Here is an 11302-nt window from a genome sequence, read left to right on the forward strand (position 1 = left end):
GCGGATCAGGCTCCGCGCCTGAGGAGTTCGGTGAAGGCCTGCGCGGCCGCGTCGACGCCGTCCTCGTCGTCGGTGGCTACGAGGTCCAGCAGCAGGCCGCGGATGACGGCCAGCCCGAGCCGCGCCATGGCCGGATCGACCGGGCCGTCGGCGGGGTTCGCCAAGGCCCCGACCTCCGCGAGCCATCCGTCGACCGCGCCGGGAACCATACGGGCGAAAGGCTTTTCGCCCTGAACCGCGCGCGCGTAGCACTCGAAGAAGAGGCGTTCGGCTTGGCGCAGCTCGGGTCGGCGGACGTCGGCCCACATGGCGGCGAAGCCCTCGGCCGGTGTGCGGGGCAGGTCGGCCAGGACGCCCATCTGGCGGCGCTCCACCTCCTCGACGACCGCCAGCAACAGTTCCTCTCGAGACCCGAAGTGGTGCAACAGCATTCGGTGGCTGGTGCCCACGGCGGCGGCCACGTCGCGCAACGATCGGTCCCCGACGCCGCCGGCGGCGAACTCGGTGACGAGCGCGGCGAGGAGCTGCCTGCGCCGTTCGGAGTCAGGAGTGCGCGCCATCGGCGCGGCTGAGCTGCTCAGACCGGGCCTTGAGTCCTTGAGCCTCGAGTTTGAGGAATCGCTTGGTCTTGTTGAGCATCAGCCGGCCGACCAGGGCGCCGAGCACGCCGCCTTGATCCAGTTGCTGACGCACCAGGGTGCGCCCGCCCGGCTGTGCGATGACGTCGTGCCGGGCGCTCACGCGCACTCCGGGGGAGCGTTGCACCCACGTCCACGACGTGCCTGGATCGATCTCGGTGACCTTCCAGAGCAGCTTCGCCATGCCGGGCTGTTTGATCGCGAACCGCCTGCCCACTGCCAGCGCGGGCCCGTCCCGTCCGGTCAGCGAGGTCACCGACGCGGTCCACTCGGGCCAGCGCTCCACCTCGCTGAAGACATCCCACACCAGCTGCGGCGACGCATCGATCTCGACGCTGTCTTCGGTAATCATGTACCAAATGGTACGTGTTGTGCGCCGCGTTGAACAGGGTCGGCTGACGCGGATTGGGCCGGGGGTCGGGGTTCCGACACGGAAAACACAACGTGTTGTGTTGCCGCGGCTTGTCGTACCCCAGGGGTAGTGTTTGAGCTCTAGGCAACCGCAGGCAAAACGGCGTGTGAAGTGGGGTTCTGGTGACCGAGAACATGAAGCTGATTGACCGCGTTTCGGCGATCAACTGGAACCGGCTGCAGGACGAGAAGGACGCCGAGGTCTGGGACCGGCTGACCGGAAACTTCTGGCTGCCCGAGAAGGTGCCGGTGTCCAACGACCTGCCGTCGTGGGCAACGCTGACGCCCGGTGAGAAGCAGCTGACGATGCGGGTCTTCACCGGGCTGACGCTGCTGGACACGATCCAGGGCACCGTCGGCGCCGTCAGCCTGATCCCCGACGCGCTGACCCCGCACGAGGAAGCCGTCTACACCAACATCGCCTTCATGGAGTCGGTGCACGCGCGCAGTTACAGCAACATCTTCTCCACGCTGTGCTCGACCGCCGAGATCGACGACGCCTTCCGCTGGTCGGAGGAGAACCCCAACCTGCAGCGCAAGGCCGAGATCGTCATGCAGTACTACAAGGGCGACGAGCCGCTCAAGCGCAAGGTGGCCTCGACGCTGCTGGAGAGCTTCCTGTTCTACTCGGGCTTCTACCTGCCGATGTACTGGTCGAGCCGGGCCAAGCTGACCAACACCGCCGACATGATCCGGCTGATCATCCGCGACGAGGCCGTGCACGGGTACTACATCGGCTACAAGTACCAGCGCGGGCTGGCGCTGGTCGACGAGGCCAAGCGCGCCGAGCTCAAGGACTACACCTATGAGCTGCTGTTCGAGCTCTACGACAACGAGGTGGAGTACACCCAGGACCTCTACGACGAGGTCGGGCTGACCGAGGACGTCAAGAAGTTCCTGCGCTACAACGCCAACAAGGCGCTGATGAACCTCGGTTACGAGGCGCTGTTCCCGCGCGACGAGACCGACGTGAACCCGGCGATCCTGTCGGCGCTCTCGCCCAACGCCGACGAGAACCACGACTTCTTCTCCGGGTCGGGCAGTTCGTACGTGATCGGCAAGGCCGTCAACACCGAAGACGAGGACTGGGACTTCTAAAGCCGCAGGTTGATCGAGAATCGGGCCGGCCGCACCGTCGGGGGGGAGGGACTGGGGCCGGCCCGATCTTCTATTCAGACACCGGCTGGGCCGAATTTCTTCCCACGGGATTCTTGGCGCTTCCCGCGGGCGCGGGCACCCAACCCTGGAGGACTTTGCGGCCGATCAGTTGGCAGCCGTGGGTGTGCGCCAATTGCTTTGCGGCCCTGGTGAATTCCCGATTGCTCACGACGATGCTCCTGGTGCACCCGTGGTGGCGGGCGCCGGATACCACCTGCTGGACGGCGGCCACGCCGACGGATTTGCCGTAGCGCTTGCACTGGACCGCCACCGAGTGGCCGTCCTTTTCGGCGATCAGGTCGACGCCGTAGTCCCCGACCGGTGGGGTGAACGTGACGCGCCAACCGGCCCGGCGCAGCCGGGCGGCGACATAGCGTTCGAACTCGACCCCGTCCATGGCGTCGACGGCGCCCAACATGGCGCGTCCCGCGCGGGGCCAACGACCACGGGTTGCCCAGCCGGCCAGCACCTCGACCAGCAGCATCAGGTAGAACGCGGCAAACCCCATCCCGAGGCTGTGCCCGAAAACGCCGACGAGCAGCCCGCAGGCCAGTGGGATGACGACGAGCGCCTTGAGCACGCCTCGATGGTAGGGATCGGCGATGACAAATCGGGACTCTGACGGCAAACACCGCGCCCGGCCCGCACATGTTCGGGCAATGAACGGCGTATGAATTGTGGAGATCCGGCGACGGCTCGCTAGCGCGGCAGATGCCACTGCCCGAAACTGTTCTGGTGACGAAAACCGCATCCTCCGAAAAGGATCACCGCCACCATTTCTGCCGTTCAGTGATTCAGTGGCTGCAGGTTGGCTACCCGGACGGCGTTCCCGGCCCCGACCGCGTGCCGCTCATGGCCTTGCTGCGCAGCACACCGCTGACCGAAGACCAGATCCGCGACGTGGTGCGCCACATCACCGCCAAGGAGGGGTCTCCGGAGACGGTGGGTCACCCGATCGATCGCGACGAGATCGCCGAATTCATCTCCGACATGACGCAGTTCGACGCCGGCAAGGAGAACATCATCCGGGTGGCCGCCACGTTGGCCGCGGCCGGGTGGCCGTTGGCCGGCATCGACGTCAGCGAGGTTGTCCCCGACGACGAGCACGCGGAGGCCGCCGAAGTCATCGCCCGTGACCGCGCGCCAGAAGCGCCGTCAGAGGTCGCCTCATAGCTTCGAGATGTCGATGACGAAGCGGTAGCGGACGTCACTCGCCAGCACGCGCTCGTAGGCCTCGTTGATGTAATCCGGCTCGATCAGCTCGATTTCGGGCGTCACGTCGTGCTCGGCGCAGAAGTCCAGCATCTCCTGGGTTTCGGCGATGCCGCCGATGTTCGACCCGGAGAGGCTGCGCCGCGCCAGCGCGAGCGGGAACGCCCCCACCTCCATGGGGTGTTCGGGGATGCCCAGTTCGACGAGGGTGCCGTCGACATCGAGCAGGCTGAGGTAGTCGTTGAGGTTCAGGTTCGCGGACACGGTGTTGAGTATCAGGTCGAAGCTGTTGCGCAACTTCTTGAAGGTGGCGGGGTCGGCCGTCGCGTAGTAGTTACTGGCCCCCAGCCGCAGGCCGTCCTCCATCTTCTTCAGCGACTGCGAGAGCACGGTCACCTCGGCGCCCATCGCGGCGCCCAGCTTGACGCCCATGTGCCCCAGGCCGCCCAGCCCGATGATCGCCAGGCGGGTGCCCTGGCCGGCCTTCCAGTGCCGCAGCGGCGAGAACAGCGTGATGCCCGCGCACAGCAGCGGCGCCGCCTTGTCCAGCGGCAGGGAGTCGGGGATGCGCAAGACGAAGTTCTCGTCGACGACGATCGCCTGGCTGTAGCCGCCCTGCGTCGGCGTACCGTCCTTGTCGGTGGAGTTGTAGGTGAAGGTCGCGCCCTTCTTGCAGTAATTCTCGAGGCCGGCCGTGCAGGAGCTGCACTGGCCGCAGGAGTTCACCATGCAGCCCACCCCGACGTGGTCGCCCCGCTTGTACTTGGTGACTTCGGAGCCCACCTCGCGCACCACACCGGCGATCTCATGGCCCACGACGACGGGGTAATTGGGCACCCCCCATTCGCCCTTGGCCGTGTGGATGTCGGAGTGGCAGATGCCGGCGAACTTGATGTCGATCGCCACGTCGTGCGGGCCGGGTTCACGGCGCTCGATGGTGGTCTTGGTCAACGGTTCGGTTGCCGACGTGGCGGCATACGCCGAAACAGTGCTCATGAATATCCCTCTTCGATATGGTTGCGTCAGCAAAAGTTTAGCTAAGGTAATGTTCCCCGGCCAACGGTGGCCACCCGCTATCACCTTAGGACGGGGGGTGCCCGCCCGCCCGGCCGCTAATTGATCGGGGCGTTGACCAGGCGCAGGTCGTCGACGATGCCGCGGGCCGCGATCAGGCCCTCGCCGGTCTGCCACAGCTCGTCGTTGACGACGTACACGCGGTTGTCGTGGTTCGCCGACAGCTTGCGCCACGGGTTGCTGTCCAGCACGGTGGCGGCGCGCTGGGCGGCCGCCGGTGACGCGCACGACACGTAGACGACGTCGGCGTCGGCGGCGGAGAGGTCGGGGTTCTTGGCCAGGTCGTCGTCGGTGGCGCCGATCTCGATGTACGGCTTGTCGGTGAACCGCTGGGACGCCGGCCGGTCCACGCCGACGGCGCCGAGCACGCTGGCCGGGAAGTTGTTGGTGCCGTAAACCCGGATCGTGTTGGTGGTCAGCTGCACGATGGACGCCTGGAAATGGGAGGCGTCATGGCGGGCGCCGATGTCGCCGGCCCGCTGGGAAAAGCCGTTGAGCAGCGCGTCCGCCGCGGCGGTGCGCGCCGTCGCGGCCCCCACGCCGCGCAGGTTGTCCTCCCAGGCCGCGCCCGGCGCCGCGGTGAACACCGTCGGGGCGATCGCGGCCAGCTGCGGATACAACTTGGGCGTCAAGCCCTGCGATCCCAGGATGAGGTCGGGGTGGGTGGCCGCGATCCCGGCGAGGTCCGGGTTGCTGCGGGTCCCGACGCCGGGCACGCCGTGCACCGCGCTGCCCAGGTAGGCGGGCTGGCTCGACGACCCGTCCGGCAGCGCGGCGGCGACCACCCGCGATTGCAGTCCGAGCGCGCACAGGGTGTCGAGCTGGTCGCCGGAAAGCACCACGATGCGCTGCGGCTCGGTGGGCACCTGCACCACGTCCGGGCTGACACCGGCCGCGTTGTGGGCCTGCCGCGTCGTGGGCCCCGGATCGGCCGCCGCGGCGTCCCGCGCGCACGACTCGTCCGGGCGGCGGTCGTTGCCGAGGACGCCCGCGCCCGCGATCTGTGTGGTGGGGGTCACCAGGGCGGGGGTCGGCGCCTTGGAGCCGGGGTTGCCGGATCCGCAGCCGCTGCACGTGACGGCGATAGCCGCCGCCAGCGCGGCCGCCGCTTGCGGCGACGCGGGTCGGATCACGCCGAAAAGCACGCGTCAGACGCTAACACCCGCCGGCTCTGCGCCCGGCGCGCCGGAACGACGCGCCGCAGCGCCGAGCCAATTACGACAGTTTGTAGGACCAGCCCTGACGTAGCGGTGATCGACGGTTAAGATTCGTGTCAGCTCTGTTTTGGGCCCCTGTCCTATCCGGATGTTTGGAGAAGCTGTTGACAGCCGAAGCGCCCCCCTTGGGAGAACTCGAGGCCGTTCGTCCGTACCCGGACCGGACCGGCCCCAAAGGGAACCTCGTTTACAAACTGATCACGACCACCGATCACAAGATGATCGGCATCATGTACACGGTCACCTGCTTCGGCTTCTTCTTCATCGGCGGACTGATGGCGCTGTTGATGCGCACCGAGCTCGCGGCGCCGGGGCTGCAGTTCCTGTCGAACGAGCAGTACAACCAGCTGTTCACCATGCACGGCACGATCATGCTGCTGCTGTACGCGACGCCGGTCGTGTTCGGGTTCGCCAACCTGGTGCTGCCGCTGCAGATCGGCGCCCCTGACGTGGCGTTCCCGCGGCTGAACGCCTTCTCGTTCTGGCTCTTCCTCTTCGGCGGTCTGACGGCGGCGGCCGGGTTCATCGTCCCGGGCGGGGCCGCGGACTTCGGCTGGACGGCCTACACCCCGCTGTCCGACGCCGTCCACTCGCCCGGCGCCGGCGGCGACCTGTGGATCACCGGCCTGATCGTCGCGGGTCTGGGCACCATCCTGGGTGCGGTCAACATGATCACCACCGTGGTGTGCATGCGCGCGCCCGGCATGACGATGTTCCGGATGCCGATCTTCACCTGGAACATCCTGGTGACGTCGATCCTGATCCTGATCGCGTTCCCGATCCTGACCGCCGCGCTGTTCGGGCTGGCCGCGGATCGGCATTTGGGGGCCCACGTCTACGACGCGGCCAACGGCGGGGTCCTGCTGTGGCAGCACCTGTTCTGGTTCTTCGGCCATCCCGAGGTGTACATCATCGCGCTGCCGTTCTTCGGGATCGTCAGCGAGATCATCCCGGTGTTCTCCCGCAAGCCGATCTTCGGTTACACCACCCTGGTTTACGCGACGCTGTCGATCGCCGCGTTGTCGGTCGCGGTGTGGGCGCACCACATGTTCGCCACCGGAGCCGTTCTGCTGCCGTTCTTTTCGTTCATGACGTACTTGATCGCGGTGCCGACGGGGATCAAGTTCTTCAACTGGATCGGCACGATGTGGAAGGGACAGATCACCTTCGAGACCCCGATGCTGTTCTCGGTGGGCTTCCTGGTGACCTTCCTGCTGGGCGGTCTGACCGGGGTGATGCTGGCCAGCCCGCCGCTGGACTTCCACGTGACCGACACCTACTTCGTGGTCGCACACTTCCACTACGTCCTCTTCGGCACCATCGTGTTCGCCACCTATGCGGGCGTCTACTTCTGGTTCCCGAAGATGACCGGCCGGCTGCTCGACGAGCGGCTGGGCAAGCTGCACTTCTGGTTGACCTTCGTCGGCTTCCACACGACGTTCCTGGTGCAGCACTGGCTGGGTGACATGGGGATGCCGCGCCGCTACGCCGACTACCTGGCCAGCGACGGCTTCCAGGGGCTCAACGTCGTGTCCACGATCGGAGCCTTCATCCTGGGCGTGTCGATGTTCCCCTTCGTCTGGAACGTCTTCAAGAGCTGGCGCTACGGCGAGGTCGTTACCGTCGATGACCCGTGGGGCTACGGCAACTCGCTGGAGTGGGCGACCAGCTGCCCGCCGCCGCGGCACAACTTCACCGAGCTGCCCCGGATCCGTTCGGAGCGCCCGGCTTTCGAGCTGCACTACCCGCACATGGTGGAGCGGCTGCGCGCCGAGGCGCACGTGGGCCGGGCTCACGGGCCGGCGGACAAGGACGTCACCAGGCTGGACGACGTCAACGTGCGCAGCTGATCGTCCGATAGGCGGCTATCGCCAGTGAGCACACCACCAAAGGTGTCGGTGCTGATCACCGTCACCGGAGTGGACCAACCGGGCGTCACGTCGGCCCTCTTCGAGGCGCTCTCCCGGCACGGCGTCGAGCTGCTCAACGTCGAACAGGTGGTCATCCGGCACCGTCTGACGCTCGGTGTGCTGGTGTGCTGTCCCGCGGACGTCGCCGACGGTCCCGAGTTGCGCCGTGACGTCGAATCGGCCATCCACCGGGTGGGCCTCGACGTCAGCATCGAGCGCAGCGACGACGTGCCGATCATTCGGGATCCCTCGACCCACACCATCTTCGTGCTGGGCCGGCCCATCACCGCCGGCGCCTTCGGCGCGGTGGCGCGGGCGGTGGCCGGCCTCGGCGTCAACATCGACCTGATCCGCGGCGTCTCCGACTACCCGGTGACCGGCCTGGAGCTGCGGGTCTCGGTGCCGCCGGGATCGGACGCCGCGCTGCGGACCGCCCTGAACCAGGTGTCGGCCGAGGAGCGCGTCGATGTGGCGGTCGAGGACTACACCCTGGAACGGCGGGCCAAACGGCTGATCGTGTTCGACGTGGATTCGACGCTGGTGCAGGGCGAGGTGATCGAGATGCTGGCCGCCCGCGCGGGTGCCGAGGGCAAGGTCGCCGCCATCACCGAGGCCGCCATGCGGGGCGAGCTGGACTTCGCGCAGTCGCTCGAACAACGGGTGGCCACGCTGGCGGGTCTGCCCGCCACCGTGATCGACGAGGTCGCCGGGCAGTTGGAACTCATGCCCGGCGCCCGGACCACGCTGCGCACATTGCGGCGCTTGGGTTTTCACTGCGGTGTGGTGTCCGGCGGCTTCCGGGGCATCATCGAGCCGCTGGCCGAGGAGCTGATGCTGGACTACGTCGCCGCCAACGACCTGGAGATCGTCGACGGCAGACTCACCGGGCGGGTCCTTGGCCCGATCGTCGACCGCGCCGGCAAGGCCACGGCGCTGCGGGACTTCGCCGAACGGGCCGGGGTGCCGATGGCGCAGACCGTCGCCGTCGGCGACGGCGCCAATGACATCGACATGCTGGCCGCGGCCGGGCTCGGGGTGGCGTTCAACGCCAAACCCGCGTTGCGCGAGGTGGCCGACGCCTCGCTGAGTCACCCGTACCTGGACACCGTGCTGTTCCTGCTGGGGGTGACTCGCGGCGAGATCGAGGCCGCCGACGCGGTCGATGGCGAGGTGCGCCGGGTGGAAATCCCGCCCGACGCCTGACCAACCGAGCCCACACCCGGCAGGTATCCGGCCTTCCGGGTACGGCACGATGGTCGGGTGCCCGAAATCGGTACGGAGGCAGCCGACCCCGATCTGCTGATCGACTTTCGCGACGTCTCGCTGCTGCGGGACGGACATGTCCTGGTCGGTCCGTTGGACTGGGCGGTCGAACTCGACGAGCGGTGGGTCATCGTCGGCCCGAACGGGGCCGGCAAGACGTCGCTGCTGCGCATCGCCGCGGCGGCCGAGCACCCTTCGACGGGGGTGGCCTTTGTGCTCGGCGAGCGGCTGGGCCGGGTGGACGTGTCGGAGTTGCGCTCCCGGATCGGGCTCAGCTCGTCGGCCCTGGCGCAGCGGGTGCCCACCGACGAAGTGGTGCGCGACCTGGTCGTCTCGGCCGGCTACGCGGTGCTGGGCCGGTGGCGGGAGAGCTACGAGGAGATCGACTACCGCCGCGCCGTCGACATGCTGGAGAGCCTCGGAGCCGAGCACCTCGCGGACCGTCGCTACGGAACCCTGTCCGAAGGCGAGCGCAAGCGCGTGCTGATCGCCCGCGCGCTGATGACCGATCCGGAGCTGCTGCTGCTCGACGAGCCCGCCGCAGGCCTGGACCTGGGCGGGCGCGAGGAGCTGGTGGCGCGACTGGCCGACCTCGCTGCCGACCCGGACGCCCCCGCGCTGGTGCTGGTCACCCACCACGTCGAGGAGATTCCGCCCGGCTTCAGCCACTGCATGCTGCTGTCGGAGGGGCGGGTGGTCGCCGCGGGGTTGCTGACCGACGTGCTGACCGCCGAGAACCTGTCGGCCGCGTTCGGGCAGGCGATCGCCCTCGACGTCGTCGACGGGCGCTATTTCGCCCGCCGCGTCCGTAACCGAGCAGCCCACCGGAGGCAGCTATGACGTCAGCCACCGAACCGCCCCCGCTGGTCCCGCGCCCGGCGGCGACCGTGATGCTGGTCCGCGACGACCCCGGCGGCATCGCCGTCTTCCTCATGCGCCGGCACGCCAAGATGGAGTTCGCCGCGGGCACCATGGTGTTTCCCGGCGGCGGCGTCGACGACCGCGACCGCAACGCCGACATCGCGTGGGCCGGCCCGCCGCCACAGTGGTGGGCACAACGGTTCGGCATCGAACCCGACCTCGCCGAGGCGCTGGTGTGCGCGGCGGCCCGCGAGACGTTCGAGGAATCGGGGGTGCTGTTCGCGGGGCCGGCCGGCGATCCGGACGGTATTGTCGGCGACGCCTCGGTATACGCCGACGCCCGCCGCGCCCTCGCCGACGGGACGGTGTCGTTCGCCGATTTCCTGCGTCGCGAGAACCTGGAGCTGCGTTCCGACCTGCTCCGGCCCTGGGCCAACTGGGTCACCCCCGAAGCCGAGCGCACCCGCCGCTACGACACCTACTTCTTTGTGGGGGCGCTGCCGGCCGGGCAGCGGGCCGACGGCGAGAACACCGAATCCGACCACGCCGGCTGGACGACGCCCCAGGCCGCCATCGACGACTTCTCCGCCGGCCGCTGTTTCCTGCTGCCGCCGACGTGGACCCAGCTGGATTCGCTGGCCGGGCGGACCGTCGCGGACGTGCTGGCCGTCGAGCGCCAGATCGTGCCCGTGCAGCCGCACCTGGAGATCCAGGGCGACAACTGGGTGTTCGAGTTCTTCGACTCGGACCGCTACCACCAGGCGCGCGAAGCCGGCGGGATGGGGTGGCGGCATTGAGCGAGTTCGTCAGCACGGTGGTCAGCGACGGGTCGCGCGACGCGGGCCTGGCCATGCTGCTGCTGACGCGGCCGCCGACGAACGCGATGACCCGTCAGGTGTACCGGGAGATCGTCGCCGCGGCCGCCGAGCTGGGGCGCCGCGACGACGTGGCCGTAGTCATCCTGTTCGGTGGCCACGAGATCTTCTCGGCCGGCGACGACATGGCCGAGCTGCGGACGCTGACCGCGCCGGAGGCCGAGACGACGGCCCGGGCGCGGCAACAGGCCATCGACGCCGTGGCGGGCATCCCCAAGCCGACCGTGGCCGCGATCACCGGCTATGCGCTGGGCGCCGGGCTGACGCTGGCCCTGGCCGCCGATTGGCGCGTCAGCGGCGACAACGTGAAGTTCGGCGCGACCGAGATTCTGGCGGGTCTGGTCCCCGGCGGCGACGGGATGGCCCGCCTGACCCGCGCGGCCGGGGCGAGCCGGACCAAGGAACTGGTGTTCAGCGGCCGGTTCTTCGACGCCGAGGAGGCGCTGACGCTGGGCCTGATCGACGAGATGGTGGCCCCCGACGACGTGTACGACGCCGCCGCGGGGTGGGCACGCCGCTTCCTGGACGGCCCGCGGCACGCGCTGGCCGCCGCCAAGGCCGGCATCAACGACGTGTTCGAGCTGGGCCCGGCCGAGCGGGCCGAGGCCGAGCGGCGCCGCTACGTCGACGTGTTCGCCGCTGGTCAGACCGGCGACGAGGACTCGCAATCCGGCGCCCGTTAG

At 68.6% G+C, this 11302-nt stretch carries 12 protein-coding genes; 7 read left to right on the plus strand and 5 right to left on the minus strand.

The genetic code is table 11. The annotated features are described in order from the left end of the window. Nucleotides 1–5: 5 nt before the first annotated feature. A complete protein-coding gene (locus G6N37_RS01550) occupies nt 6–560 on the minus strand; it encodes a TetR/AcrR family transcriptional regulator (RefSeq protein ID WP_163674996.1) in 555 nt (184 codons plus the stop codon). Then, entirely contained in the window at nt 544–990 is a 447-nt protein-coding gene (locus G6N37_RS01555; RefSeq protein WP_163674999.1) for an SRPBCC family protein, read from the minus strand. The genes G6N37_RS01550 and G6N37_RS01555 overlap by 17 nt, the downstream gene beginning before the upstream one ends. A gap of 182 nt (nt 991–1172) precedes the next feature. Between G6N37_RS01555 and nrdF the strand changes: the two genes are divergently transcribed. Beyond that, complete coding sequence (gene nrdF / locus G6N37_RS01560; protein ID WP_174813777.1) at nt 1173–2147, plus strand: class 1b ribonucleoside-diphosphate reductase subunit beta; 975 nt, start codon at nt 1173–1175, stop codon at nt 2145–2147. A 70-nt stretch (nt 2148–2217) separates the two neighbouring features. Here nrdF and G6N37_RS01565 read toward each other — a convergent pair whose 3' ends face one another. Then, entirely contained in the window at nt 2218–2787 is a 570-nt protein-coding gene (locus tag G6N37_RS01565) for a restriction endonuclease (RefSeq protein WP_232075240.1), read from the minus strand. A 155-nt stretch (nt 2788–2942) separates the two neighbouring features. On the opposite strand from G6N37_RS01565, the gene G6N37_RS01570 reads away from it, so the two are divergent. Beyond that, nucleotides 2943–3380 (plus strand): DUF3349 domain-containing protein, encoded by a 438-nt coding sequence (locus G6N37_RS01570; RefSeq protein WP_174813778.1) that lies wholly within the window; start codon nt 2943–2945, stop codon nt 3378–3380. Here the strand turns inward: G6N37_RS01570 and G6N37_RS01575 are convergent. Together G6N37_RS01575 and G6N37_RS01580 are read right to left on the minus strand one after the other, a co-directional pair. After that, nucleotides 3375–4415, minus strand: coding sequence for an NAD(P)-dependent alcohol dehydrogenase (locus G6N37_RS01575; RefSeq protein ID WP_163675002.1), 1041 nt, complete (start codon nt 4413–4415; stop codon nt 3375–3377). The two genes, G6N37_RS01570 and G6N37_RS01575, sit on opposite strands and share 6 nt — an antisense overlap. Nucleotides 4416–4531: 116 nt before the next feature. After that, the gene (locus tag G6N37_RS01580; RefSeq protein ID WP_163675005.1) at nt 4532–5638 is read right to left on the minus strand and encodes an iron-siderophore ABC transporter substrate-binding protein; all 1107 of its coding nucleotides are present in this window, start codon (nt 5636–5638) and stop codon (nt 4532–4534) included. Nucleotides 5639–5814: 176 nt separating this feature from the next. Between G6N37_RS01580 and ctaD the strand changes: the two genes are divergently transcribed. The 5 genes from ctaD to G6N37_RS01605 are packed head-to-tail and all read left to right on the plus strand — an operon-like array spanning nt 5815 to nt 11302. Then, the gene (ctaD, locus tag G6N37_RS01585) at nt 5815–7560 is read left to right on the plus strand and encodes an aa3-type cytochrome oxidase subunit I (RefSeq protein WP_163675009.1); all 1746 of its coding nucleotides are present in this window, start codon (nt 5815–5817) and stop codon (nt 7558–7560) included. 24 nt (nt 7561–7584) lie between these two features. Beyond that, on the plus strand, nt 7585–8823 hold the full coding sequence (gene serB / locus G6N37_RS01590; protein ID WP_163675013.1) for a phosphoserine phosphatase SerB: 1239 nt from the start codon (nt 7585–7587) through the stop codon (nt 8821–8823). A gap of 57 nt (nt 8824–8880) precedes the next feature. Continuing rightward, the gene (locus tag G6N37_RS01595; RefSeq protein WP_163675016.1) at nt 8881–9723 is read left to right on the plus strand and encodes an ABC transporter ATP-binding protein; all 843 of its coding nucleotides are present in this window, start codon (nt 8881–8883) and stop codon (nt 9721–9723) included. After that, nucleotides 9720–10541, plus strand: a complete 822-nt coding sequence (locus tag G6N37_RS01600) for an NUDIX hydrolase (protein ID WP_163675019.1) — start codon at nt 9720–9722, stop codon at nt 10539–10541. The genes G6N37_RS01595 and G6N37_RS01600 overlap by 4 nt, the downstream gene beginning before the upstream one ends. Next, nucleotides 10538–11302, plus strand: coding sequence for an enoyl-CoA hydratase (locus G6N37_RS01605; RefSeq protein WP_163675040.1), 765 nt, complete (start codon nt 10538–10540; stop codon nt 11300–11302). Before G6N37_RS01600 ends, G6N37_RS01605 begins: the two co-directional genes overlap by 4 nt.

This window comes from Mycobacterium seoulense, from assembly GCF_010731595.1.
Taxonomy (GTDB): Bacteria; Actinomycetota; Actinomycetes; order Mycobacteriales; family Mycobacteriaceae; genus Mycobacterium; species Mycobacterium seoulense.

Excerpts from the sequence above, each read along its gene's own strand:
- G6N37_RS01600 (WP_163675019.1), top strand. The coding sequence starts at position 9,720 with ATGACGTCAGCCACCGAACCGCCCCCGCTGGTCCCGCGCCCGGCGGCG.
- G6N37_RS01575 (WP_163675002.1), bottom strand. The coding sequence starts at position 4,415 with ATGAGCACTGTTTCGGCGTATGCCGCCACGTCGGCAACCGAACCGTTG.
- G6N37_RS01550 (WP_163674996.1), bottom strand. The coding sequence starts at position 560 with ATGGCGCGCACTCCTGACTCCGAACGGCGCAGGCAGCTCCTCGCCGCG.
- G6N37_RS01555 (WP_163674999.1), bottom strand. The coding sequence starts at position 990 with ATGATTACCGAAGACAGCGTCGAGATCGATGCGTCGCCGCAGCTGGTG.